At 55.9% G+C, this 24286-nt stretch carries 22 protein-coding genes; 14 read left to right on the plus strand and 8 right to left on the minus strand.

Features of this window, described 5'->3' with window-relative positions; all coding sequences use genetic code 11:
• Window positions 1-12: 12 nt before the first annotated feature.
• The 5 genes from rph (at window position 13) to M2Q46_RS03645 (ending at window position 4956) form a co-directional block, all read left to right on the plus strand.
• Window positions 13-750: a ribonuclease PH gene (gene rph / locus M2Q46_RS03625; protein WP_026482596.1), complete on the plus strand. Its 738-nt coding sequence runs from the start codon at window positions 13-15 to the stop codon at window positions 748-750.
• A gap of 153 nt (window positions 751-903) precedes the next feature.
• Window positions 904-1515: an RdgB/HAM1 family non-canonical purine NTP pyrophosphatase gene (gene rdgB, locus M2Q46_RS03630; protein ID WP_009453909.1), complete on the plus strand. Its 612-nt coding sequence runs from the start codon at window positions 904-906 to the stop codon at window positions 1513-1515.
• 4 nt (window positions 1516-1519) lie between these two features.
• Window positions 1520-2734, plus strand: a complete 1215-nt coding sequence (gene hemW / locus M2Q46_RS03635) for a radical SAM family heme chaperone HemW (RefSeq protein ID WP_254499264.1) — start codon at window positions 1520-1522, stop codon at window positions 2732-2734.
• Window positions 2735-2961: 227 nt separating this feature from the next.
• On the plus strand, window positions 2962-4374 hold the full coding sequence (gene glnA, locus M2Q46_RS03640; protein WP_021446603.1) for a type I glutamate--ammonia ligase: 1413 nt from the start codon (window positions 2962-2964) through the stop codon (window positions 4372-4374).
• Window positions 4375-4497: 123 nt separating this feature from the next.
• Window positions 4498-4956: a GNAT family N-acetyltransferase gene (locus M2Q46_RS03645; protein WP_247966815.1), complete on the plus strand. Its 459-nt coding sequence runs from the start codon at window positions 4498-4500 to the stop codon at window positions 4954-4956.
• Between the two features lie 56 nt (window positions 4957-5012).
• Here the strand turns inward: M2Q46_RS03645 and M2Q46_RS03650 are convergent, their stop codons facing one another.
• Window positions 5013-5942, minus strand: coding sequence for a LysR family transcriptional regulator (locus M2Q46_RS03650; RefSeq protein ID WP_302356812.1), 930 nt, complete (start codon window positions 5940-5942; stop codon window positions 5013-5015).
• A 102-nt stretch (window positions 5943-6044) separates the two neighbouring features.
• Here M2Q46_RS03650 and M2Q46_RS03655 point away from each other — a divergent pair, with 102 nt between their 5' ends.
• Window positions 6045-7238 carry an MFS transporter gene (locus tag M2Q46_RS03655; RefSeq protein ID WP_302356813.1) on the plus strand — a complete coding sequence of 398 codons (1194 nt, stop codon included), beginning with the start codon at window positions 6045-6047 and terminating at the stop codon, window positions 7236-7238.
• Window positions 7239-7364: 126 nt separating this feature from the next.
• A complete protein-coding gene (locus M2Q46_RS03660) occupies window positions 7365-8126 on the plus strand; it encodes a MauE/DoxX family redox-associated membrane protein (protein ID WP_302356814.1) in 762 nt (253 codons plus the stop codon).
• Window positions 8127-8218: 92 nt separating this feature from the next.
• Here the strand turns inward: M2Q46_RS03660 and M2Q46_RS03665 are convergent, their stop codons facing one another.
• From M2Q46_RS03665 to M2Q46_RS03675, 3 genes are all read right to left on the minus strand, one after another.
• On the minus strand, window positions 8219-9001 hold the full coding sequence (locus tag M2Q46_RS03665) for an ABC transporter ATP-binding protein (protein WP_035271544.1): 783 nt from the start codon (window positions 8999-9001) through the stop codon (window positions 8219-8221).
• Window positions 8998-10662 (minus strand): iron ABC transporter permease, encoded by a 1665-nt coding sequence (locus M2Q46_RS03670; protein ID WP_302356815.1) that lies wholly within the window; start codon window positions 10660-10662, stop codon window positions 8998-9000. The genes M2Q46_RS03665 and M2Q46_RS03670 overlap by 4 nt, the downstream gene beginning before the upstream one ends.
• Window positions 10663-10756: 94 nt before the next feature.
• On the minus strand, window positions 10757-11800 hold the full coding sequence (locus tag M2Q46_RS03675) for a Fe(3+) ABC transporter substrate-binding protein (protein ID WP_026482587.1): 1044 nt from the start codon (window positions 11798-11800) through the stop codon (window positions 10757-10759).
• A gap of 308 nt (window positions 11801-12108) precedes the next feature.
• Here M2Q46_RS03675 and M2Q46_RS03680 point away from each other — a divergent pair, with 308 nt between their 5' ends.
• The 6 genes from M2Q46_RS03680 (at window position 12109) to M2Q46_RS03705 (ending at window position 18583) form a co-directional block, all read left to right on the plus strand.
• A complete protein-coding gene (locus M2Q46_RS03680; RefSeq protein ID WP_042480593.1) occupies window positions 12109-12885 on the plus strand; it encodes a ferredoxin--NADP reductase in 777 nt (258 codons plus the stop codon).
• A gap of 73 nt (window positions 12886-12958) precedes the next feature.
• Window positions 12959-13345, plus strand: a complete 387-nt coding sequence (locus M2Q46_RS03685; RefSeq protein ID WP_026482586.1) for a Rid family detoxifying hydrolase — start codon at window positions 12959-12961, stop codon at window positions 13343-13345.
• Window positions 13346-13357: 12 nt separating this feature from the next.
• On the plus strand, window positions 13358-15439 hold the full coding sequence (gene recG / locus M2Q46_RS03690; protein WP_060185065.1) for an ATP-dependent DNA helicase RecG: 2082 nt from the start codon (window positions 13358-13360) through the stop codon (window positions 15437-15439).
• Window positions 15440-15476: 37 nt separating this feature from the next.
• Complete coding sequence (locus M2Q46_RS03695) at window positions 15477-16442, plus strand: LysR substrate-binding domain-containing protein (RefSeq protein ID WP_009453943.1); 966 nt, start codon at window positions 15477-15479, stop codon at window positions 16440-16442.
• A gap of 392 nt (window positions 16443-16834) precedes the next feature.
• A complete protein-coding gene (locus M2Q46_RS03700; RefSeq protein ID WP_026482584.1) occupies window positions 16835-17302 on the plus strand; it encodes a Dps family protein in 468 nt (155 codons plus the stop codon).
• Window positions 17303-17458: 156 nt separating this feature from the next.
• Window positions 17459-18583, plus strand: coding sequence for a branched-chain amino acid ABC transporter substrate-binding protein (locus M2Q46_RS03705; protein WP_026482583.1), 1125 nt, complete (start codon window positions 17459-17461; stop codon window positions 18581-18583).
• Window positions 18584-18671: 88 nt separating this feature from the next.
• On the opposite strand, the gene M2Q46_RS03710 is transcribed toward M2Q46_RS03705, so the two are convergent.
• The 4 genes from M2Q46_RS03710 to ugpB form a co-directional block, all read right to left on the minus strand.
• Window positions 18672-19757, minus strand: a complete 1086-nt coding sequence (locus tag M2Q46_RS03710) for a sn-glycerol-3-phosphate import ATP-binding protein UgpC (protein WP_021446598.1) — start codon at window positions 19755-19757, stop codon at window positions 18672-18674.
• A gap of 20 nt (window positions 19758-19777) precedes the next feature.
• Window positions 19778-20620, minus strand: a complete 843-nt coding sequence (gene ugpE, locus M2Q46_RS03715) for a sn-glycerol-3-phosphate ABC transporter permease UgpE (protein ID WP_021446597.1) — start codon at window positions 20618-20620, stop codon at window positions 19778-19780.
• Between the two features lie 21 nt (window positions 20621-20641).
• Window positions 20642-21526 (minus strand): sn-glycerol-3-phosphate ABC transporter permease UgpA, encoded by an 885-nt coding sequence (gene ugpA, locus M2Q46_RS03720; RefSeq protein WP_009453951.1) that lies wholly within the window; start codon window positions 21524-21526, stop codon window positions 20642-20644.
• 180 nt (window positions 21527-21706) lie between these two features.
• Window positions 21707-23014 (minus strand): sn-glycerol-3-phosphate ABC transporter substrate-binding protein UgpB, encoded by a 1308-nt coding sequence (gene ugpB / locus M2Q46_RS03725; protein ID WP_009453953.1) that lies wholly within the window; start codon window positions 23012-23014, stop codon window positions 21707-21709.
• A gap of 178 nt (window positions 23015-23192) precedes the next feature.
• On the opposite strand from ugpB, the gene proC reads away from it, so the two are divergent.
• Window positions 23193-24032, plus strand: coding sequence for a pyrroline-5-carboxylate reductase (gene proC / locus M2Q46_RS03730; RefSeq protein ID WP_239054260.1), 840 nt, complete (start codon window positions 23193-23195; stop codon window positions 24030-24032).
• The last annotated feature ends 254 nt before the right edge of the window (window positions 24033-24286 follow it).

The following is a 24286-nucleotide window of genomic DNA, read 5'->3' on the forward strand; positions in this document are numbered from 1 at the left end:
CGGAGCCTAGCCTTGTCTGAAAACGCTACGATTGCACGTCCCTCGGGTCGATCTGCTGCACAATGCCGTCCTATCGAACTGGTGACCGGCTTTACCCGTCACGCCGAAGGCTCGGTACTGATCCGTCTGGGTGAAACCCATGTTCTGTGCAATGCCAGCGTGCTCGACAAAGTCCCGCCCTTTCTGAAAGGCAAGGAGCAGGGCTGGGTAACGGCGGAATACGGCATGCTGCCTCGCTCCACGCACACGCGCTCGGACCGTGAAGCGGCCCGTGGCAAGCAAAATGGCCGTACCCAGGAAATCCAGCGTCTGATCGGCCGCAGCCTGCGCGCTGTCTTTGATCTGAAAGCCCTGGGCGAGCGCACCATTCACATTGACTGTGATGTTCTGCAAGCCGACGGCGGCACCCGCTGCGCCAGCATCACTGGGGCCTGGGTCGCAGCCAGCCTGGCCGTACGCAGCCTGCAAGAGCAGGGCAAGCTGCAAGCCTCGCCCATTCTGGATCAACTGGCGGCCGTCTCGGTCGGCGTGTTCGAATCCAACCCCGTCCTGGACCTGGACTACCTGGAAGACTCCGCCTGCGGCGTGGACATGAATATCGTCATGACAGGCAGCGGTAATCTGGTGGAAGTGCAGGGCACCGCCGAAGGCCAGACTTTTGCACGCCCCACCTTGAATCGCTTGCTGGATCTGGCCGAGCAGGGCATTGCCGAGCTGATGCAAGCCCAGAAACAAGCCTTGCAGGGCTGATCGCGATGAAACGGGTCTGTCCTGCTCCCTGCGCGACACTGCCAGGTAGCGGGACAAACCGCTATTGGGACGCCGTCCCATGCAGCACACACTGCCTGGCACGGCGCCTTGCCATTTTTACTGAACAGGGCGCTTTGCCGCCTGCTGCGACTTATGAACACTGAATCCAAGCGTGTCGTCCTGGCCTCCAACAATGCCGGCAAACTCAAGGAGTTTTCCGCCATCCTGGCTCAGGCCGGTATCAGCATGGTTCCTCAAGGCCAATTGAACATTCCCGAGGCCGAGGAACCCTTTGCCACTTTTATCGAGAATGCGCTGGCCAAGGCCCGTCATGCCAGCCAATTAAGCGGCTTGCCCGCCTTGGCCGATGACTCCGGCCTCTGTGTGCGCGCCCTGGACGAAGCCCCCGGCGTATATTCCGCCCGTTTTGCCGCTCGCGAACTGGGCGGTGAAAAGTCCGATGCAGCCAATAACGCCTTGCTGGTCCAGCGTCTGCAAGGACAAAGCGACCGTCGCGCCTGTTATGTGGCTGTTCTGGTGTATGTACGCCATGCCCAGGACCCACGGCCCATCGTGATTGAAGGCGTCTGGGAAGGGGAGATTCAGGATCAACCCGCTGGCGAGCACGGCTTTGGCTATGATCCTCACTTTTATCTGCCAGAGCTCAAGCAAACTGCGGCGCAGCTCTCTCCTGAAGTGAAGAACAAATACAGCCACCGGGCGCAAGCCATGCAAGCCTTGTTGGCCCGTCTGGCCGCCGAGTAACACCATGACTGTTTTCTCTCCCGAGGTACGCATCCGGCCTGGCTCCGGCCCGGCCACCTTGCTGCCCAGCCTGCCGCCCTTGTCCGTCTACGTGCACGTGCCCTGGTGCGTGCGCAAATGTCCATACTGTGACTTCAACTCACACGAAGCACCCGCTGAACTGCCCGAAAACGAGTATCTGGACGCTTTGCAGGCCGATCTGGAACAAACCCTGCCGCTGGTCTGGGGCAGGCAGGTAATTTCCGTATTTATCGGTGGTGGCACGCCCAGTCTGCTGTCAGCCCAGGCGCTGGACCGCATGCTGGCCTTGCTGCGCTCCCACCTGAACTTGCTGCCCGACGCAGAAATTACGCTGGAAGCCAATCCCGGTGCCTCGGAAGCCTCGCGCTTCATGGATTTTGCACACAGTGGCGTGAACCGGATTTCATTGGGCATTCAGAGCTTTAACGATGAGGCCCTGAAAGCACTGGGCCGTATCCACGACAGCCAACAAGCACGGCAGGCCATTGAAGCCGCCATGAAAGCCGTGGACCGCGTGAACCTGGACGTCATGTACGCCTTGCCGGGCCAGACCCCAGCGCAATCCGAGCAGGACATTTTGCAGGCCATGTCTTATGAGACCGAGCACTTGTCGCTCTACCATTTGACCTTGGAACCCAATACCGTTTTCGCGAAATACCCGCCGGTCTTGCCCAATGACGACGACAGCGCCGCCATGCAGGACCGCCTGATCGAGCTGACCGCCAGCCGCGGCTGGAACCAGTACGAGATCTCGGCCTACAGCAAGCGCGGTGGCCATAGCCGCCACAATCTGAATTACTGGGAATTTGGCGACTATATCGGCATAGGCCCGGGAGCCCACGGCAAGCTGTCCTTTCACGACCGCATTATCCGTACTGCTACCACCCGCAGCCCGGCGCAATGGATGCAGAACGCCATCAAGCGCGACGGCAGCCACTATGCGCACAATGCCCGTGTCACACCCAAAGACTTGCCCTTTGAGTTCATGCTGAACGTGTTGCGCCTGAAAGAGGGCGTACCCGCCCAGTACTTCCAGGAACGCACGGGTGTGCCCCTTGCGCACATCCTGCCCGTGATCAAGCGCAACATCGAGAAAGGTTTGCTGGCTTCCGATCCGGTTCGTATTCGAACCACCGATTTAGGCTGGCGATTCTTAAATGATTTACAGGAAGCATTCCTTCCTGATGAAGGTTCCTGACATTTAATTGTTTATTTAAGACATTTTTTATTGTGCATCTGCACAATTGCTCTACAATTAATTTCTGGTAAGTCCTATGCCATAACTACTTTATCGGTATTGCGCTGTTTGGATCAGATTCAGCGGCAATCCCGATAAACGTAATTAAGACCTGCCTTAGTGGGTTACACAATGATCCGCGCCACTCCTCCTCACTTTTTGTTAACGTCATTGACGCTGGAGTAACCATGTCCTCCCCCGAAGATGTTCTGAAGATCATCGCCGAACGCGAAATCACGTTTGTCGATTTCCGCTTTACCGATACCCTGGGCCGTGAGCACCACTTGACCACCCCCGCACACGCGGTGGACGAGGATCGCTTTGAGTCTGGTGTCGCCTTTGACGGCTCTTCCTTGCCTGGCTGGAAAGGAATCGAAGCCTCGGACATGTTGCTCATCCCGGACGCCAAAACCGCCCGTATGGACCCGTTCCGTGAAGAGCCCACCCTGATTCTGACCTGCGATGTGGTCGAGCCTTCCGATCTGAAAGGTTACGACCGCGACCCACGTTCGCTGGCCAAGCGTGCTGAAGCCTACCTGCGCTCCAGCGGTTTGGGCGATACCGCGTACTTTGGTCCCGAGCCGGAATTCTTCGTGTTCGACGGTATTACCTGGAACGACGACATGTCGGGCAGCTTCGTGAAGATTCGCTCTGAAGAAGCTCCCTGGTCGCGCGGTCTGGAACTCAATGGCAATAACCTGGGTCACCGTCCTGGCGTCAAAGGCGGCTACGTTCCTGTTTCGCCTACAGACTCCTTTGCCGATCTGCGCGCTGAAATGTGTTTGCTGCTGGAACAGCAGGGCGTTCCTGTTGAAATCCACCACCACGAAGTGGCCGCTCCCGGCCAGCTGGAAATCGGTACGCGCTTCTCGACTCTGGTCGAGCGTGCGGACTGGAACCAGATCATGAAGTACACCATCCATAACGTGGCTCACGTTTATGGCAAAACGGCGACATTCATGCCCAAGCCCGTGGTCGGCGACAACGGTTCCGGCATGCACGTGCACCAGTCCATCTGGAAAGACGGCCAGAACCTGTTTGCCGGTAACGAGTACGCTGGTCTGTCCGAGTTCGCGCTGTTCTACATTGGCGGCATCATCAAGCACGCCCGTGCCCTGAACGCCATCACCAACCCCACGACCAACTCCTACAAGCGTCTGGTTCCGCACTTTGAAGCTCCAGTGAAACTGGCGTACTCCGCCCGTAACCGCTCGGCCTCGATCCGCATTCCTTACGTCAGCAACCCCAAGGCGCGTCGTGTGGAGGCCCGCTTCCCCGACCCAATGGCCAACCCATACCTGGCCTTCTCGGCCCTGATGATGGCCGGTCTGGACGGTGTGCAGAACAAGATTCACCCCGGCGATGCAGCCGACAAGAACTTGTACGATCTGCCACCCGAAGAAGATGCAAAAATCCCAACCGTTTGCGTGTCGCTGGAACAGGCGATCGAGTCCCTGGACAAAGATCGCGAATTCCTGACCCGTGGCGGTGTGTTCAGCAATGAAATGCTGGACGCTTTCATCGAGCTGAAACAAGCCGAAATCACCCGTCTGCGTATGGTTCCGCACCCGGTCGAATTCGACATGTACTACAGCCTGTAAGATCGAAGGCACTGGTTTTGGCCAGTACGATCAAAAAGAGCGGCTTTCGGGCCGCTCTTTTTATTCTGCCCTCGGACGATTACCATACGCAGTCACCCAAACTTTATCGTCATGGAAGTAAAGATGGACCTGGTTTTTCAATGGAAACGGTTGGACGATCTGTCCACGCGGGAAATGTACTCAATCATCCAGGCTCGCGAGGCGGTGTTTGTGGTGGAGCAGGAGTGTGCCTACCAGGACGTGGACGGCCTGGACCTGGATTCCTGGCATTTGTCCGTGCTCAAGGACGGCGAGCTGGCTGCTTATGCTCGCGTTGTCGAACCGGGCTTGAAATATGATGAGCCTTCCATTGGCCGTGTCCTTACCTTGGCCAAGTTCCGTAGCCTGAAAATCGGCTACGCGCTAGTGGCTGAAGCGATCCGCTTTACGGAAGCCCACTATCCTGGCGCAGGCATACGCATTGGCGCACAGGCGCATTTGCAGAAGTTCTACGGCTCTTTAGGTTTTGAGCCTGTGGGCGAGATCTACGACGAGGACGGCATTCCTCATATTGATATGGTCAAAGCAGCCGTCATTGCTTGATATAGCGTCAGTTGCTGCAACGACGACCCAAGCTCAAACCCTACAAGGCCCCCAAGTTAATGTGTGTTTAATCCAGGCAAGGTGCCGATATCAGCTTGGGCCTTCAGATACTCAATCAAGGCACGTGCCGAGTTCGACAAGTGTCGTCGATGCGTATACGCCAGTACCAGACGCAAAGGGGCAGGCGGCAAGGGCAGGGGAACGGCAATCAGACGCCCTTGGGCAATCTCTTTCTCACATCCCTGCCGCACCAGAATCGCAAAACCCAGCCCTTTGACGGCGCCAGCTCCCGCCAGCAAACCGCTATTCACACGAAAGCGGCTGGGGACGTTCAAAATTTGAAAGCGACCATCGGGCAAGACAAACTGCCAGGCTTGGCCATCCAAAGCTGTATCGGTCGTAATGCAGGGCAACTGTTCCAACTCTTCCAGGCTGCTGGGCATACCGTATTGCTCGATCAAGGCAGGTGCCGCCACGACCTGGCAATCAAAAGAACACAATTCCTGCACCACCAGACTGCTGTCTGGCAGAGCACCCCGACACATCAATAAGGCCAGGTCAAAATCCTGCGCCAGCACACCAGGGCCTTCCAGGTTGGTTTGACAATGCAGTTCCAGATCCGGATGCTGGGCCGCAAAATCTGCCAGGACACCCGCCAGTAGAAACGGACCCACCTCGGATGGAATACAAATCCGCAAGCGTCCCGACAAACGGGTGCGTTGATCCAGCAAATCCTGTTCGGCCTGCTTTAAGGCTCCCCACCAGGGCTGAACGGTATCAAACAAACCCTGGCCCACACTGGTCAAACGCAGTTGCCGGGAACTGCGCTCCAGCAAGCGCTGACCGATCTGCCGCTCCAGTTGCGCCACATAACGGCTGACATTGGAGGTCGGCAAATCCAGCACCTGAGCTGCAGCCGTAAAACTGCCACTTTCAACTACCTGGATAAAAACCCGCAAGGCATTCAAATTCAGCTGGGGAGTCATGAAATCATCCCGGTTTTGATAATTTAACATTCGAATTATAGAGACTACATATCAAAACCGCGAAGAATTAGGCTAGAGGCCTCTTCCTTTATGCGTATCGCCATGTCTGATTCTGAAGTGTTTCGTCCCCGGCTACGTGCCCGTGCCGTGTCTTTTATCCAGTTTGTTCATGCTCTGGAATTCATGGCCTTGACGCCTTTGTTTGTCTGGATGGCAGTGGACTTTGATGTTCCTGCCACCTACGCCGGCTATGCCGCTTCCGCCTATATGGGCGGCGCCGCTTTATCGGGCGTCCTGGCTGCACGCTGGATGCACCGCGCGGCACTAAAGCCTTTACTGCTCCTGGCACTGATTCTCTTGGCCGTATTAACCGCTTTGGGGGCCATCAGCTCCGAATTCGGGCTATTTATCTTGCTGCGTCTGGGAGCTGGTTTGCTAGGTGGTTTTTTGATGAGCGCCGCAACGACTTTACTGCTGCATGGCATGAATGCCGAGCAACGTACCGACGCGATTGCCATTGTGGTCAGCGCCTTTGCCTTGGTCAGTATCGCCGGAATGCCCGCCACCTTGTTCATCGCCGTGGAACTGGGCTGGCGTATCGCCCTGATGACTCTGGCCGTGCTCTGCCTGCTTGCCGTCGCAATTGCTCATCGCTATCTGCCTTCCAACCCTTTCGTTGCAGCACAACCCTCACCACTGGCCCTAGGTAAAGAGGCCTGGCGCTGGCTAAGCCTGCCGGCTATTGCGCAGGCAGGCTCACTATTACTGATCCCGGTCCTGATCCCCGTTTTGGCGCTACGCTACGACACTCAAGCACAGCAAATGCCTGTGATCTTCATGTTGGGCGGTGTCGCCGCCTTGATAGCCTCCCGCCTATCCGCTACGGGCATCAAAAAATGGGGCGAGACCCGTATCTCTGATCTGGGTACGTTGATCTTGCTCTTGTCCTTGATCATGCTAGCCCTGGGGTGGGGAACAGCTCACGTATTCATGATTCTGTTCATGACGGGCAGCTACACCCGTCTAGTCTGCGCCAGCGCCCGCAGTACCAGCTACCCCACTCAAGCTCAGCGGGGCCGCTTCATGGCTTTGCAGACCACAGGCAACCACATCGGCAGCTTTATTGCTCTGGCTATTCCCTCCCTACTGCTCCGCACTCTGGATGTACCCGTGCCAGACCTTCATGTCTTGCTGCTCCTGACAGCGTTTGTTGCCCTTGTTCTGCCCATTTTCATGCGATGTGCTGCCACCCAGCCCCTGAGACCTTACGATCAGGCAAAAACAATCGATCACTAACACTACTAAATCACTACACCTGCTTACTCACACTTCCTGACACCTGGTTTAGGGTGTCAGATAAACGCTTGCATGAGCGTCAGGGAAGGGCTTCCGACAAACAGCATCACGTCAAAGGAGTCGCATATGGCTACACATAGCGCCAAACGCGCCGAGCTTTACCGCATGGTGACGGCAGAACATATCTGTCCCTTCGGGCTTAAAGCACGCGCACTGCTCAAACGCAAAGGCTACGAGCTGGACGATCACTGGCTCAGGAATCGCGAAGAGATTGACGCTTTCAAGGCCAAGCATCAAGTCAGCACAACCCCCCAGACCTTTATCAATGGAAAACGGATAGGGGGCTATGACGAACTGGTCGAGTATTTCGGTGGGAAGGTCAAGGACAAGGATGCCATCAGCTACACGCCCGTGATCGCCTTGTTTGTGATGGCTGGCTTGATGGCGCTAGCTGTTTCCTGGGCGGCATTCGGACAGATTGTCCTGCTCCAGGCGCTGGAATGGTTTATTGCCATTGCCATGTGTTTGCTGGCCGTGCAGAAGCTCAAAGATGTGGACGGCTTTGCCACCATGTTCCTGAACTACGACTTGCTGGCCCAACGATGGGTGCGCTACGCCTATCTGTACCCCTTTGGAGAAGCAGTGGCCGGCGTGTTGATGCTGGCCGGTGCCCTGATGTGGCTGTCTGTGCCCATCGCCTTATTTATTGGCAGCATCGGTGCCTGGTCAGTGTTCAAGGCGGTCTATATCGACAAACGCGAACTGAAATGCGCTTGCGTGGGTGGCGACAGCAAGGTGCCCTTGGGCTTTGTCTCACTGACTGAGAACCTGATGATGGTGGCGATGGCGCTCTGGATGCTGATCAAGCCATCCATCATCAGCGCTTAGGGGACACTCAGTTCACCGTCCACCAGGAAGAAAGCGAGAGCTATCAGTCCAATATGGCAGCATGGGGCACACTAGAGCTGCCGTACTTGCAACTACGCAGGCTCGCCACGCAAAAAGGCCTGGGCCCGTTGCGCCATGATGGCTTCGCGGCGGATGAAGTCCGCCACAAAATCATTCACAGGACGATGATGCAGGCTGTAAGGCGTATCCCACTGGATGATCTTGCCAGCCTGCATCACACCAATACGATCGGCAATCGCAAAGGCTTCAGCCTGATTGTGGGTGACCAGAATCGCGGTAATGCCTGCGCTTTTCAGAATGTCGCGCACCTCAAACGCCAAGCGCTCTCGGGTATCCACATCCAGATTGGAAAACGGTTCATCCAGCAACAGCAGAGAGGGTTTGGGAGCCAAGGCGCGTGCCAAAGCCACGCGCTGCTGCTGGCCACCCGACAATTCATGCGGATAGCGCTGCGCCAAACGGGCCAGATCGACCAGTTCCAGCATTTCCAGTACTCGGGCCTGACGCTGGGCTTTATCCCATTTGCGCAGACCAAAGGCCACGTTTTTTTCTACCGTCAGGTGAGGAAAGAGGGCGTAATCCTGGAACATCATGCCCACATGGCGGTCTTCCGGCGGCACTTGCTGAGACACAGCCGACAAGACACGGCCATTCAACAGAATATGTCCGGCACGCAAAGGCTCGAAACCGGCAATGGCCCGCAAGACCGTGGTCTTGCCACAGCCCGAGGCCCCCAGCAGACAGCCGATTTCCCCTTGGGGCAAATGCAGGCTGAGCTGGTCAACAACCGGCCGAAAACCTTCAGACGTTTCGTAGGACAGGGTAATCGCCTGCAAATCCAGAAAATCGTTCATGATGCGCGTGGGCCAGAGGCCATCAATTGAGTACGTGCCAATAAAATAACGGGGATCAAACCGGCCAGCACAATGGCCAAGGCGGCAACCGCGCCTTCCTCATAAGTCCCACGAGCCGCTTCCGCATACAGCCAGGTTGCCAAGGTCTCGAAATTCATCGGACGCAGCAACAAGGTCGCAGGCAGCTCCTTCATGGCATCAACAAAAATCAGCAAAGCAGCCGCGCCCATGGCGGGGCGCAGCAAGGGCAAGTGCACACGTTTCAGCGTCCCCGCCGGGGATTCACCCAATAAACGGGAAGCCTGCTCCAGCGATGCCGGGATTCGAGCCAGCCCGGCTTCAATACCGCCAACCGAAATCGCCAGAAAGCGCAGGGTATAGGCCAAAACCAAAGCCAGCGTTGAACCCATCAACAACAAACCCGTCGCCGAAACACCAAACCAGGACATGACTTGATTGTAGAAAGAGTCAAACATGACCAGGGGCGTCAACAGTCCAATCGCCAATACGGTTCCCGGAATGGCGTATCCCAGACTGCTGACACCTGCCAGAAAACGGGCCAGACGCGGTTTGCGTCCCGAACGTACTGCCCGAGCAGCCCAGGCGACGACCAAGCCACAAGATAGGGTCGCGATAGTGGCCAGCGCTGCGATATACAAGGTGTTCCAGGCGCTGCTCAGCAATTGCGCCGACACACCGCCCGCCAAGCTCACATGCTTGATGGTCTCATTCAACAAATACAGGGATGGGGCCACAAAGCCCACCAGCACGGGCGCTACACCCAAAGCAATGGCGATACAGGCAGCGGAGCCTTTCAACCGGGTAGGTCGAATGGGTTCGGAACGCTGATTACTGGAATAGGCTTGGCGGCGGCGACCATAACGCTCGATGCTGATCAACGCCGCCACCAGACAGAGCATGGAAACAGCAATTTGCGCGGCACCCGCCAAATCCGAGCGCGTTACCCAGGTGGTGTAAATAGACACCGTCAGGGTCTGCACGCCCAGAAACTCGGAAGCACCAATATCGTTCAGGGTTTCCAGCAAAGCCAGGCTGACACCCACTGCAATCGCAGGGCGGGCCATAGGCAACACGACCCGGAAAAATACGCTGCGGCCCGATTCACCCATAATGCGGGCAGCCTCCAGCAAGCTGGCCGATTGTGTCGCAAACATGGCGCGCGTGCTCAGGTATACATAGGGGTAGAGCACTGAACCCAGCAGAAAAATTGCGCCACCCAAAGAGCGCAGATCTGGCAAACGGAATTCACGCGGGCTGCTATAGCCCAAGACGTAGCGAATGGCAGACTGAATCGGGCCAATCGGATGCAGCAAATCCAGATACGCAAAGGCCACGATATAGGTCGGCACTGCCAGCGGCAGCAACAAAGCCCATTGCAAGACCCGTCGCCCGGGAAACTCGTAGGCGGTAATCAGCCAGGCCGACCCCACTCCCAGACAGCTCACCACCACGCCGACTCCCAGGAGCAGCAGCAAGGTATTGCTCATGGCTTGAGGCAGAACAAACTGGAACAAATGCGACCAGTGCTCAGTCGAGCCGCCTAAAGCGTGGGTCAGCAGGGTAATCACAGGCGCTGCCACGATCAGGGCAATCACAGCGGCAGCCAGGGACCAAAAGGGCAGACGACGAAAAAAGGGCATTATGAAAGGCTAGGTATTACAGGCGCTTAAATGCGCGACGACCGCCGCTCTGATTTCTCAAAGCTGGCGGTCGTAGAAAAAGAGTAGGGCGATTTTAGTTGTCGAAGCCAACTTTATCTACCAACTCGCTGGCTTGTTTGCGATGTTTGGCGATTTCAGTCAATGGCAAAGGATCAATCGTCATGGGGCCGAAGCTGGCAACCACGGGGTCCAGCTCAACACCGGCGCGCACGGGGTATTCGTAGTTGGCCTTGGCGTACAGGCTCTGGGCTTTCTCGGAAACCAGGTACTCCAGCAGTTTGACAGCGTTGTCCTTGTTAGGAGCGTGCTTGGCCACAGCGGCACCGGAAATATTCACGTGTGTGCCACCGCCCTTGGTATCAGCAAAGGTTGGACGCACCACATTGATGGCTTCGCCCCATTTGTAGGCATCGCTACCAGGCTCGGAGTTTTTCATGCGGCCCACGTAGTAGGCGTTGGCAATACCTACATCACAAATGCCGCCCAGTATGTCGCGCGCTACGTCACGGTCACCACCGGCAGCCTTGCGGCCCAGGTTGTCTTTCACGCCACGCAGCCACTGTTCCGTCGCTTCTGCACCGTTATGCGCAATCATGGCGGCGACCAAGGCTGTGTTGTAGGGGTGCTGGCCGGAGCGAATACACACCTTGCCTTTCCATTTTGGATCGGCGAAATCTTCGTAGTGAATGCTCTTCACATCCACGTCTTTAGCCACATAGGCCACGCGATCGCGCAAGGACAGGGAGTACCACTGTTTATCGGCACCGCGCAGATTGGCGGGAATGGCGCCGTCCAGAGTGGCGGACTCAACGGGCTGAGTAATTCCGGCTTCCACCAGATCCAGCAGATTACCGATGTCCACCGTCATCAGAATGTCGGCAGGGGACTTGTCGCCTTCGGTTTTCACGCGCTCGATCAGGCCATCTTTCACAAACACGGTATTGACCTTTACGCCTGTGTCTTTGCTGAAGGTTTCCAGCAGAGGAGTAATCAGGCCAGGTTCGCGAGTGGTGTAGAGGTTGACTTCGCCAGAGGCAAAAGCCGCCATCGACATAGTACCCATAGCGGACAGAAGCAAAGCTTGGGTCAGGGCACGGCTACGAAGAGTAAAGCGCATTATCAACACTCCAAAACAGGCGTAAATAGCGTAAAAACCGGCAGTAAGCCAGAAAATGTGAATGATTATCAAACGTATGCAGAAACTAGGCAAGAGCTATTTGAATGTAGGCCCGTTTCCAGGCTGGAAATCGCCATACTGTCTGTGCCAAAGCAGGAGAATGGCGGCTCATGGAACTTAATGGTAAGTCCTGATTGCGATCAAATCGTATTGCTGAATGAGCATGGATTTACCTGGGGAACTCGGTACAATGGACAAATATTTGCTTACTGATCCGGGCAATGTTGCCCCTCTATACGACAACTAACATGGCAGCTTTCAATACCGAACAAGTGCTCAGCGTCCACCACTGGAACGACACCCTGTTCTCATTTACCACCACCCGCGACGCCGCCCTGCGTTTTCATAATGGGCACTTTGTAATGATCGGTCTGGAAGTCGATGGCAAGCCGCTGATGCGCGCTTACAGTATCGCCAGCGCCAACTACGAAGAAAATCTGGAGTTTCTCAGCATCAAGGTACAGGACGGTCCATTGACCTCGCGCCTGCAACACCTGAAAGAAGGCGACACCATTCTGGTCAGCCGCAAACCCGTTGGTACGCTGGTAATTGACGACCTGCGCGCAGGCCGCAATCTGTTCCTGTTTGGCACTGGCACCGGTCTGGCTCCGTTCATGAGCATCATCAAGGACCCCGACACCTACGAGCGTTTTGAAAAGGTGGTACTGGTTCACGGCGTGCGTTTTGTCAGCGAACTGGCGTACTCGGATTTCATCCAGAATGAATTGCCGCAGAACGAATACTTTGGTGAAGTGGTACGCGAAAAACTGCTGTATTACCCCACTGTCACCCGCGAAGAGTTCCGCAATACCGGCCGCATTACCGACCTGATCGAGACCGGCAAGCTGTGCGAAGACCTGGGCATTCCTCAACTGGATCCCGCTCAGGATCGCGCCATGTTGTGCGGCAGCCCCGCCATGCTGGCCGATATCAGCGCCATGCTCGATAAACGCGGTTTTGAAGTGTCGCCCGGTGTAGGTCAACCCGGTGACTACGTGATTGAACGCGCCTTCGTGGAAAAATAATCACGCCAAGATCTGTTAATTTTAGCTATAGGCGCTTAAACTCTGATAGTACAACACTCATCAGAGGTTTCTTATGACTAAGCAAGTTGTCTTCACCGATGCCGCTCCGGCTGCCGTAGGCCCATACTCTCAGGCCATTATTGCTTCGGGTGGCAAGACAGTATTTCTGTCTGGCCAAATCGGTCTGGAGCCTGCCACAGGCGAACTGGTATCTGAAAATTTTGAAGGTCAGGTACGTCAGGCATTTGCCAACCTGGAAGCTGTGGTCAAAGAAGCTGGCGCCAACCTGAGCGACATCGTCAAACTGACGTTGTTTTTGACAGATCTGTCCCGTTTTGCCAGCGCCAACGCCATCATGGCCGAACTGATTCCCCAGCCTTTCCCCGCACGCTCCACCATCGGTGTGGCCAGCTTGCCCAAAGGCGCTCAGTTCGAGGTCGAGGCTATCCTCAATTTCTAAAGACGTATTGCCATGACCGCAGGTCGGCCTGCGCCTCAGGCCAAACGGGCTGCGCCGCGCAAGGCGCTCAGTCTGGACCAGAAGTTTGAAAAGCTCGGCCTACGAGAGCCTGCCGACTTCGTGGTCCATCTTCCTTTGCGCTACGAGGACGAGACTCAGGTCGAGCCCATCGCCCATCTCTACCCTGGCAAGATGGCGCAAATTGAAGGGCGTATTCTTAGTACGGATGTTCAGGCTCGTCCCCGTGCGCAGCTCCATGCCCGTATTGCCGACGAAAGTGGCGAGCTGGCCTTGCGCTGGCTGCACTTTTATCCCAGCCAGCTCAAGCAGCTGCAAGGGGATTTGCCCCTGCGAGTACGCGGCGAAGTGCGCCAGGGCTTTCATGGCCTGGAAATGGTGCACCCCAAAGTCACCAAAGCCGGCCAACCCCTGGCCCGCGCCTTGACCCCTGTTTACCCCACGACTGATGGCTTGAGCCAGGTACAGCTGCGCAAAGCCATTGCCGATGCGCTCAATAATGCAGACCTGCGCGACACCCTGCCTGAAGAAGTTCGTAGCGAATATGGCCTGATGCCGTTTAACGAGGCTATCCGGCTGTTGCATTACCCACCGCCCGAGCTCAGCTACGACGATTTGTTCGAACACGGCCATCCGGCCTGGAGCCGCATCAAGTTTGATGAATTGCTAGCGCAGCAATTGTCCCTGGCGCAGGCTCGTGCTGCGCGTCAGGCTCAACGTGCCAAGCCTATGCGTGAAGGCAATAGTGACCTGGCTAAAGCCTTGCTGGCTTCGTTGCCCTTCAAGTTAACGGCCGCTCAGAAACGCTGCGTCAAGGAAATCAGCGCGGACATGAAGCGTTCGTATCCCATGCACCGGCTGTTGCAGGGAGATGTAGGCAGCGGCAAAACCATTGTGTCGGCCATTGCCGCCGTGCAAGCCATTGCCAGCGGTTTTCAGGTGGCCTTGATGGCACCGACTGAAATTCTGGCCGAGCAGCACTATCTGAAAATGCGCGCCTGGCTGGAGCCTTTAGGCGTCGAACTGGCCTGGTTAAGCGGCAGCTTGGGCGTCAAAGCTAAACGTCTGGCTTATGAGGCCATCAGCTCCGGACAAGCCAGACTGGCCATCGGCACCCAGGCCCTGATTCAGGACAATGTGCAGTTCCAGCAATTGGGCTTGGTGATTCTGGATGAACAACACCGCTTTGGTGTTGGCCAGCGTCTGGAACTGAACCGCAAAGGGGATGCGCAGGACAAGAAAGGGCAAGCCTACTTGCCGCATCAACTCAATATGAGTGCCACGCCCATCCCACGTACCTTGGCCATGGCTTTTTTTGCCGATCTGGATGTTTCCGCGATCGACGAGTTGCCCCCAGGCCGCAGTCCCATCATTACCAAGCTGGCCGCCGATAATCGCCGTGATGAAATCATGGCGCGCGTCCGGGCTGAAGTTGCCCAAGGTAGACAAGCCTATTGGGTCTGCCCCTTGGTCGAGGAAAGTGAAGCCCTGCAATTGCAAACCGCCGTCGATACCCATGCGGCTCTGGAACAAGCCTTGGCCCCCTTGCGGGTAGGCCTGATTCATGGCCGCTTGTCCTCAACGGAAAAAGCGGACGTCATGGAAGCGTTCCGTAGCGGCAATCTGGACGTGCTGGTCGCAACCACCGTGATTGAAGTCGGTGTAGACGTACCCAATGCTTCTTTAATGATTATTGAACACGCCGAGCGCTTCGGCCTGGCCCAACTGCACCAACTACGCGGCCGGGTAGGGCGGGGACAGATTCAATCCGTTTGCGTCTTGCTTTACCAGGCACCGTTGTCGGCCATTGCCCGCCTGCGTTTGCGCGCCATGTATGAAACCACCGATGGCTTTGAAATTGCCCGCCGCGACCTGGAACAACGCGGCCCGGGCGAGTTCATGGGCATGCGCCAATCCGGGCAGGCAGGCTTGCGTTTTGCCAGCCTGGAGTCCGATGAAGATTTGATCGAGCAGGCCCAAACATTGGCCAGCACCTTTCGCCGTGATTATCCAGACCACGCTCACCACCATTTACAGCGCTGGATGAAGGGCCGGGAAGAATTACTCCGTAGTTAACCCAAGGTCTTAATGCTGTTTTGCACAAGGAATTGTCATGACATTGACCGAGCTGAAATACATCGTTGCCGTAGCACGCGAGCGTCATTTTGGACGTGCTGCCGAAGCCTGCTTTGTGAGCCAACCGACGCTGTCGGTGGCCATCAAGAAGTTGGAAGACGAATTAGGCGTGGTCATCTTCGAGCGTGGCGGGCCCGAGGTGGCTATTACCCCCATTGGGCTGCGCATCGTCACCCAAGCACAGAAAGTGCTGGAAGAGGGCGCCAACCTGCGCGAGATTGCCCGCCAGGGCCACGATCCTTTGGCTGGCCCTTTGCGCGTTGGCATTATTTACACCGTGGCACCGTACCTGCTGCCCAAGCTCGTTCCCAAGCAGATTGAGCTGACCCCGCAAATGCCACTTTTATTGCAAGAAAACTTTACCGTGCGTCTGCTGGAATTGCTGCGCCAAGGTGAGATTGATTGCGCCATTGTGGCCCTGCCTTTGCCTGAAACAGGCTTGGTTATCCGCGAGCTGTACGACGAGCCTTTTGTGGTGGCCATGCCCCATGAACACGCCTGGGCCAAGCGCAAGGAAATTGATCCCGAACAGCTGAAAGATCAGACCATGCTGCTGCTGGGTGCCGGCCATTGTTTCCGCGACCAGGTGCTGGATGTTTGCCCGGAGCTATCGCGCTTTTCAGCGTCCAGTGAAGGCATACAGCGCACCTTTGAAGGCTCTTCACTGGAAACCATCCGTCATATGGTGGCCACCGGCATCGGTCTGACTGTCCTGCCTGCCAGCTCTCTGACAGCCCCCGGCCAGGCCAACGAACTGCTGGCCTATGTCCCCTTCAAGAAACCCATTCCAGATCGTCGCATTGCCTTGGTCTGGCGCAAAAGTTTTCCACGTACGTCGGCCATTGACGCCTTGACCCGTGGGATCATGGAAAGTGGCTTGGCTGGGGTCAACTACTTAAAAGTCGAATACAACAGCAATTTCCCGTATCCTGAACTAGCGTAAATCGCACACCTACTGCGTGTTATTCTGCTTCAGTACCTATTTAGCCCTCTGTTCAACAGGAGTCCACTATGGCAAAAGCCGTGAAAGCAGTCAGTAAAACCGCCAAGGTCAGCAAGGCCGAAGAAGCCCCGAACACTGATACCAAGGTCGCAGTTGCAGCCGATGTAAAGGCTGAACCAAAACCGGCAGCCGCCAAGGCCCCCGCCAAAAAAGTGACCGCTAAAAAGGCCGTCGCCAAAAAGCCTGCCACCGCAGCCAAAGCTCCCGCCAAGGCGGCCGCTAAACCTGCGGCCAAGCCAGCTGCCAAACCAGCCGCTGCTCGCAAGCCTGCCGCGACCAAGCCTGTTGCCGCCGCCAAACCCGCTGCTCCTGCCAGCGCCGCCAGCAGCGCTCTGAAAATTGATATCGGTATTTCGACGGCAGACCGTGCTGCTGTAGTTAAAGAGTTGTCCAAGGTACTGGCCGACTCCTACACCGTGTACCTGATGACGCACAACTTCCACTGGAACGTCACCGGCCCTATGTTCAAGACTCTGCATGAGCTGTTCATGACGCAGTACACCGAACTGTGGCAAGCCCTGGATGACATCGCCGAGCGTATCCGCGCCCTGGGTCACTACGCCCCTGGTACCTATGCCGAATTCCAGAAGCTGTCCTCCATCACCCAGCCCGCTTCCGTGCCGGATGCCACCACCATGATCGAACTGCTGGTCAAAGGTAACGAAGCGCTGGCTCGTACTGCACGCACCGCTTTTGACCGTGCCGACTCGGCCGACGACCAGCCTACCGCTGACTTGTTGACCCAGCGTCTGGACGTGCACGAGAAAAATGCATGGATGCTGCGTAGCCTGCTGCAGTAATTTCCATCTTATCGCCCTCAAATAGCGATAAAAAAAGGCCACCAAACGGTGGCCTTTCCTATTCCCCCTATAGAAAACCCTGAATTCAGGCGTCAGGCAGGCATAAAGCCCTGTTATCGGTGTATGCTTTCCTGCATATTCACGGAGGTGTTTTCTATGAAAATTCGTTTCACTCCTGTTGCAGCGGCCATGAGCCTGGCAACGGGTCTGCTCTTGTCCGGTGCTGCTCACGCTGACAACATCCGTATTGCACTGGCCGGTCCTTTCACAGGCTCGGTTACCCAATACGGTGACATGGTCAAACAAGGCGTCGATACGGCCATCGAACAGATCAACGCTGCCGGTGGCGTTCTGGGCAAACAGCTCGAACTGGTCACTGTTGACGATGCCTGCGAACCCAAGCAAGGTCCCGTCGCAGCCAACCGTATCGTGAATGACAAGATCCACTATGTTGTCGGTCACGTTTGTTCGGGCGCTACCATCGCGGCCACCGATATCTACAACAACGAAGGCGTGTTGATGGTGACTCCATCGGCAACAGCACCTGCTGTTACCGACGGCAAAGGCTACGAAATGATCCTGCGCACCATTGGTCGCGACGATCAGCAAGGTCCAGCCGCTGCCAAGTTCATCCTGGAACAGATCAAGCCCACTAAAGTTGCCGTCCTGCACGACAAACAGTCCTACGGCCAAGGTATTGCCGCTTCGGTTCGTTCCGAACTGCAAAAAGCCGGTACCGAAGTTGCCCTGTTTGAAGGCATTAACGCGGGGGACAGCGATTACTCCGCCGTCATCACCAAGCTGAAATCCACCGGCGTGGACTTCGTGTACTTTGGTGGCTACCACCCTGAAATGGGCCTGCTGCTGCGTCAAGCCGCCGAGCAAGGCGTGAAAGTCCACTTCATGGGACCGGAAGGCGTGGGTAACCCCGACATTAACGCCATTGCCGGCAAAGCCGTTGAAGGCATGCTGCTGACCTTGCCTGCGGACTTCTCGCAAGATCCGGACAACCAGGCCATCGTCCAGGCTTTCAAGGACAAGAAGCGCGATCCTAGCGGCGCGTTCCAGCTCTCCGCTTACGCAGCCACGATTGCGATTGCCGAAGGCATCAAGGGCGCTGGCGAGGACGATCCAGTCAAAGTGGCCGACTACCTGCACGCCAACAGCGTGAAAACGCCTATCGGTCAAATCAGCTGGAACAAGCAGGGCGACCTGAACGACTTCAAATTTGACGTCTTCAGCTGGCACGCTGACGGTTCCAAAACCGTCTACGGCAAGTAATCCCTGATTCTTGCTCGTAAAAAAACCGGCCTTCGGGCCGGTTTTTTATTATGTATCGCCTTGGAGCACCTTGCTTCAGGCAGGCTGCTCAGGCCTCGATACGCAAACCCGTATCGCGGTCGAACCAATGCAAAGGGTGGGGTGGCATGTAGCCAATCTGGATGGCCTCGCCAATTTGAATTGGATATTCGCGAGTCTGCTCAATCGGGCAGCGCACGATGATGCGATAGTCGCCACAACCCAGATGCAGTAACTGCTCGGAACCCAGAATTTCCACCATTTCCACCTGCGTAGTCACACCGGGCACATGCAGCTGGATGTGTTCTGGTCGTATGCCCAGGAACACCTTGCGGCCACGCACCGCAGCGGGCACCATTTCCGGGCCAAACTGCACGGGCTGGCCATTGTCTTGCGTGATCTGACCTTGTGCATCCACCTCTACTGGCAACAAGTTCATGGGCGGTGAGCCAATGAAAGTGGCCACAAAAACGGAAGCAGGCTTTTCGAATACCTCGGCGGGTGTCCCGATTTGCTCAGGCATGCCCTGATTCATCACAATCATGCGCTCGGCCAAGGTCATGGCTTCAATTTGATCGTGAGTCACATACAGGCTGGTGGTTTTCAGGCGACGATGCAGTTTCTGAATTTCCAGACGCATCTGCACTCGCAGCTTGGCATCCAGATTGGACAAGGGCTCGTCAAACAGGAACACCTTGGGTTCACGCACAATCGCACGGCCCATCGCAACACGCTGACGCTGGCCACCCGACAGTTGCCCAGGACGGCGTTCCAGCAGGGCACCCAATTCCAAAATCGCAGCGGCGGCATTGACCCTTTGCTTGATCTCATCCTTGGAAAACTTACGGATTTTCAAGCCATACGCCATATTGTCAAAGACCGACATATGAGGGTAGAGCGCGTAGTTCTGAAACACCATGGCAATGTCACGTTCAGCCGGTTCCAGATCATTGACGACCTTGCCGTCGATCAGCACCTGACCTGCCGTGACAGATTCCAGCCCCGCCACCATACGCATCAAGGTCGATTTACCGCATCCAGAGGGGCCCACAATCACCACGAACTCGCCATCCTTCACGTCCACATCAATGCCGTGAATAACGACCGTCCCGTTCGGGTAGGTTTTCTTGACGCCTTCAAATCGTAAGCTAGCCATTCAATAAAGCCTGTAGAGAATTACTTTTCAGAGTCGATGAGACCTTTGACGAACCACTTTTGCATCAGCATCACCACCAGGGCAGGCGGGATCATGGCCAAAAGGGCCGTTGCCATCACCACGTTCCACTCGGTCACGCTGTCACCACCGGAAATCATGCGCCGGATACCAACCACGATCGGGTACATATCCTCTTTGGTGGTAATGATCAGCGGCCACAAATACTGGTTCCAGCCGTAGATAAACTGAATCACAAACAAAGCGGCAATGCTGGTCTTGGACAAGGGCAGCAGAACATCTTTAAAAAACCGCATCGGGCCGGCACCATCAATACGGGCGGCCTCGATCAATTCATCGGGCACCGTCAGAAAGAACTGACGAAACAGGAAGGTCGCGGTTGCTGAAGCGATCAAGGGCAGGATCAGGCCCCCATAGCTGTCCAGCAACTGTAGGTCCGCCACGACCTTGTACGTGGGCATAATGCGCACTTCCACCGGCAGCATCAGGGTGACGAAAATCATCCAGAAAAACAGCATGCGGAACGGGAAGCGGAAATACACCACGGCAAAGGCCGAGAGCATGGAAATAATGATCTTGCCAACCGCGATGCCCAGCGCCATCACCATGCTGACCAGCAACATGCGTCCCACTGGTGGGGAGTTGGTGGCCGTACCCTGCAAAGCGGTGATGTAGTTCTCTACCATGTGCGAGCCCGGCCAGAGCGACATGGGCGCACGGGCCACTTCCGCACTGGTCTGGGTGGAAGCCACAAACGTGATGTACAGGGGCAGAGCAATCACGATCACACCCAGGATCAGGGTCAGATGCGTGAAAAAATCAAGAATAGGGCGTCGTTCAACCATGACTATGTTCCTTGCTGCGCATCAGCTGTACGTCACTTTGCGATCAATATAGCGGAACTGAATCACCGTCAGCGCCACAACCACCGCCATCAGCACCACAGACTGGGCTGCCGAAGAACCAATATCCAGGCCACGGAAACCCGTGTTGTAGACCCGGTAAACCAGAATCGAGGTGGCTTCACCCGGCCCGCCCTGACTGACCACGTCAATAATGGCGAAGGTGTCAAAGAAGGCATAAATAATGTTCACGACCAGCAGGAAGAAGGTCGTCGGGGCCAGCAAAGGAAACACAATGCCCCAGAAACGGCGCATGGGACCGGCACCATCCATGGCGGCCGCTTCAATCAGGGAGCGCGGGATGGCTTGCAGGCCAGCCAGGAAAAACAGAAAGTTGTAGGAGATCTGCTTCCAGACCGAAGCAATCACCACCAGCAACATGGCGTCATTGCCATTCAAGCGTGGATTCCACTGAATGCCATGCTCCAGCAGGAACACGGCCACAATCCCTACAGAGGGGGAGAACAGGAACAACCACAACACCCCGGCCACCGCCGTTGCCACGGCATAAGGCCAGATCAGCAAGCTGCGATACAGCAGCGCGCCCCGTATTACTCGATTCGCCATCACGGCCAGCACCAAAGCCACGACCAGTCCCAACACCGACACGGCGAGCGAAAATACCGCCGTCGTCTTGAACGAGGCCATATATTCTGCACTATTGAACAGCTCGGCAAAGTTATCCAAGCCTACAAACTGCGAAGACAGGCCAAAGGGGTCTTCCAAATGAAAAGCCTGCCACAGCGCTTGACCGGCAGGCAGAAAAAAGAAGATCAGAGTAATGGCTAGCTGCGGAGCAAGTAGCAAATAGGGCAGTGTCTTATGACGAAAGACGACACGTTTTTCCATAGGTTTGCGCGCAATGGGAAGGGAGCGCCACCATCAGGGTGGACAGACTTCTAATGAAACGAAAAGCGTATGAGCGGCTTGGACAAGATGGTGACAGTTTGCCGGCCTGAGGCCAAGACAAGACGCCGTCCGCACACTCATACGCTCGATTGTAAACCACCCGCGCAAGGCGGGCAGGGCTTACTTCACGCTCTTTTCAAAGCGCTCCAGCAGTTCGTTGCCACGACTTTGCATGGCTTTCAAACCTTCTTCAGGGGTGACTTTGCCAGCAAAAATCTGTTCCATCACCCCATCTTCGATGTCACGAATCTGTGGCAAGGAACCCAGACGAATGCCACGCGAATTCTCGGTGGTGCTGGCGTCCAGCTGTTTGACGGCAACATCTGCGCCCACGTTCTTGGCGTAGAAATCGGAGTCCTTTGTCTTTTCAAAGCCTGCTTTGGTCACAGGCACATAGCCGGTGTCCTGGTGCCAGGCCGCCGCTTGCTCAGGGCTGGAGATAAAGTGGAAGAATTCGGTCACGCCCTTGTAGACATCATCCGATTTCTTGGCAAAGACCCACAGGGAAGCACCACCAATAATGGAGTTCTGAGGCGCGCCTTGTACATCGCTGTAGTAGGGCAGGCTGCTGGTGCCAAATTCAAATTCGCCGGTTTTGATGATGTTGGCGCGGTTACCGCTGGAGCCGGTAAACATGCCGCACTTGCCGCTGGTAAACAGGGCGTTGGCCGTATCACCACGACCACCATAGGAGAAGGAACCATCCTTGGACATATTTGCCAGGAAAGTCATGTGCTTCAGGAACAGTGGGTTATCCAGCTGCAGACGAGCGCTGGGGCCGCCAAAGCCGTTGTTCTCGCTGGCAAAGGGGATGTTGTGCCAGGCAGCAAAGTTCTCCAGCAGAATCCAGGAGGGCCAGGAAGAGGTGTAGCCACACTCTTGACCGGACTCACGCAGTTTCTTGGCGGCTTCGTGCAGCTCCTGCCAGGTCTTGGGCGGCTTCTCGGCATCCAGGCCAGCTTTCTTGAAGGCGTCCTTGTTGTAGTACAGCACCGGGGTGGAGCTGTTAAAAGGCATGGAAATCAGCTTGCCTTCATTGGAGGAGTAGTAGCCGGCAACCGCACCCAGAAAGTCATCCGGGTTGATAGGTTTGCCCGCTTTCTCCGACATTTCCTGAACTGGTTGAATGGCGCCCTTGGCGGCCATCATGGTGGCAGTCCCCACCTCGAATACTTGCAAAATATCGGGGGCATTACCGGCACGGAAAGCGGCGACACCGGCGTTCATGGACTCGCCATAGTTGCCTTTATACGAGGCTTTAACCTGGTAGTCCGACTGAGATGCGTTAAAGTCTTTGACTAATGCATTAACCCGTTCGCCCAAGGCTCCTTCCATTGAATGCCAGAACTGAATTTCTGTGGCCGCTTGCGCAGTGCCGATAGAAGCAATCAGACCGGCTAGAGACAGAGCAAATAGTTTTGTTCGCATCAGGCTTTCTCCTGTATAAAAGGTGCCGCTAAGGTGTAGCAGGTTTTAAAACTCAAGCTTATGACTTGTTTATGACGCTCTCGTGAATGTATCCATGACAGCGTTATATAAGCAATGACTAATTACCCTCAAACGCTAAGAAAACGTGTCAGAGGACAGATTTTTAATGGGAGCGATGATGAATCCACACGATACCTCTTTTAAGCTGGCGTTTATCGGCGCGGGCAATATGGCCAGCGCCTTGGCGGCTGGTTTAATTGGGAAACGCTGCGGCGGCTCGGACGTTTTGGCGATTGATATTTACCCGCCCGCCCTGGAGTCGTGGGCCCAGCAGGGAGTACAAACCGCGTATGAACCCGGCCCAGCCTTGTCCAAGCAGCGTATCTGGGTTTTTGCCGTCAAGCCCCAGGTCATGAAAGAGACCGTACTGGCCTGCAAACCCTATCTGCAAGAGGACACCCTGGTGATCAGCGTGGCCGCTGGCATTCCGGCAACCGCTCTGGCCCAATGGCTGGGCGAACCCGGCCAGCCGTACCAGCGTGTAATCCGCTGTATGCCCAATACCCCGGCCTTTATTGGTTGTGGCATTACTGGCCTGATGGCCCTGGAACAAGTGGATGAAAGCGATAAAGCCATTGCGCAGCAATTGTTGAAATCCGTGGGGGAAGTGGTCTGGGTTGAAAATGATGCGGCCATTGATGCCGTCACGGCGGTTTCAGGCAGTGGTCCAGCTTACGTGTTTTTGTTCATCGAAGCTTTGATCAAAGCCGGTATCGAGCAAGGTTTGTCGCCAGAACAGGCCCGCCAGCTGTCCCTGGCAACGCTGCACGGCGCCACCCAGTTGGCCACCTTGTCGCCGGAAGAACCCTCGGTCTTGCGCGAGCGCGTCACCTCCAAAGGGGGGACTACGGCAGCCGCCCTGAATATCTTTAACGAAGGCGGCTTTACACCCCTGGTCCAAAAAGCAGTCAATGCTGCCAAAGTGCGTGCCAGAGAGCTGGCCCAAGAGTTTTCCTGATCCCCGGATTACTCCCTATAGCATCGTCAAAAATTGATATAGCGCAATAAAAAAGCAGTAAAACAAAGAGCAGGGGAGTTCTCAAGGGAGCTCCTCTTTTCTTTTATAAACAAGGCTTTTAGTATGCGAGCGGGTTTTGGAAACACCCTGTTAACAATGCCTCGTTATTTTCAAAATAAATAAGCAGGGCGCTAGGGCTTATACGAAGTGACAAGTTTTAGGCGGCTCCCCCAAAATGGGTTCCCCTGGAGCAT

The organism is Alcaligenes sp. YSL9, from assembly GCF_030515105.1.
Taxonomy (GTDB): domain Bacteria; phylum Pseudomonadota; class Gammaproteobacteria; order Burkholderiales; family Burkholderiaceae_B; genus Alcaligenes; species Alcaligenes phenolicus.

Coding starts and splice junctions, on each gene's coding strand:
- rdgB (WP_009453909.1), top strand. CDS start 904: ATGAACACTGAATCCAAGCGTGTCGTCCTGGCCTCCAACAATGCCGGC.
- hemW (WP_254499264.1), top strand. CDS start 1,520: ATGACTGTTTTCTCTCCCGAGGTACGCATCCGGCCTGGCTCCGGCCCG.
- glnA (WP_021446603.1), top strand. CDS start 2,962: ATGTCCTCCCCCGAAGATGTTCTGAAGATCATCGCCGAACGCGAAATC.
- M2Q46_RS03645 (WP_247966815.1), top strand. CDS start 4,498: ATGGACCTGGTTTTTCAATGGAAACGGTTGGACGATCTGTCCACGCGG.
- M2Q46_RS03650 (WP_302356812.1), bottom strand. CDS start 5,942: ATGACTCCCCAGCTGAATTTGAATGCCTTGCGGGTTTTTATCCAGGTA.
- M2Q46_RS03655 (WP_302356813.1), top strand. CDS start 6,045: ATGTCTGATTCTGAAGTGTTTCGTCCCCGGCTACGTGCCCGTGCCGTG.
- M2Q46_RS03660 (WP_302356814.1), top strand. CDS start 7,365: ATGGCTACACATAGCGCCAAACGCGCCGAGCTTTACCGCATGGTGACG.
- M2Q46_RS03665 (WP_035271544.1), bottom strand. CDS start 9,001: ATGAACGATTTTCTGGATTTGCAGGCGATTACCCTGTCCTACGAAACG.
- M2Q46_RS03670 (WP_302356815.1), bottom strand. CDS start 10,662: ATGCCCTTTTTTCGTCGTCTGCCCTTTTGGTCCCTGGCTGCCGCTGTG.
- M2Q46_RS03675 (WP_026482587.1), bottom strand. CDS start 11,800: ATGCGCTTTACTCTTCGTAGCCGTGCCCTGACCCAAGCTTTGCTTCTG.
- M2Q46_RS03680 (WP_042480593.1), top strand. CDS start 12,109: ATGGCAGCTTTCAATACCGAACAAGTGCTCAGCGTCCACCACTGGAAC.
- M2Q46_RS03685 (WP_026482586.1), top strand. CDS start 12,959: ATGACTAAGCAAGTTGTCTTCACCGATGCCGCTCCGGCTGCCGTAGGC.
- recG (WP_060185065.1), top strand. CDS start 13,358: ATGACCGCAGGTCGGCCTGCGCCTCAGGCCAAACGGGCTGCGCCGCGC.
- M2Q46_RS03695 (WP_009453943.1), top strand. CDS start 15,477: ATGACATTGACCGAGCTGAAATACATCGTTGCCGTAGCACGCGAGCGT.
- M2Q46_RS03705 (WP_026482583.1), top strand. CDS start 17,459: ATGAAAATTCGTTTCACTCCTGTTGCAGCGGCCATGAGCCTGGCAACG.
- M2Q46_RS03710 (WP_021446598.1), bottom strand. CDS start 19,757: ATGGCTAGCTTACGATTTGAAGGCGTCAAGAAAACCTACCCGAACGGG.
- ugpE (WP_021446597.1), bottom strand. CDS start 20,620: ATGGTTGAACGACGCCCTATTCTTGATTTTTTCACGCATCTGACCCTG.
- ugpA (WP_009453951.1), bottom strand. CDS start 21,526: ATGGAAAAACGTGTCGTCTTTCGTCATAAGACACTGCCCTATTTGCTA.
- ugpB (WP_009453953.1), bottom strand. CDS start 23,014: ATGCGAACAAAACTATTTGCTCTGTCTCTAGCCGGTCTGATTGCTTCT.
- proC (WP_239054260.1), top strand. CDS start 23,193: ATGAATCCACACGATACCTCTTTTAAGCTGGCGTTTATCGGCGCGGGC.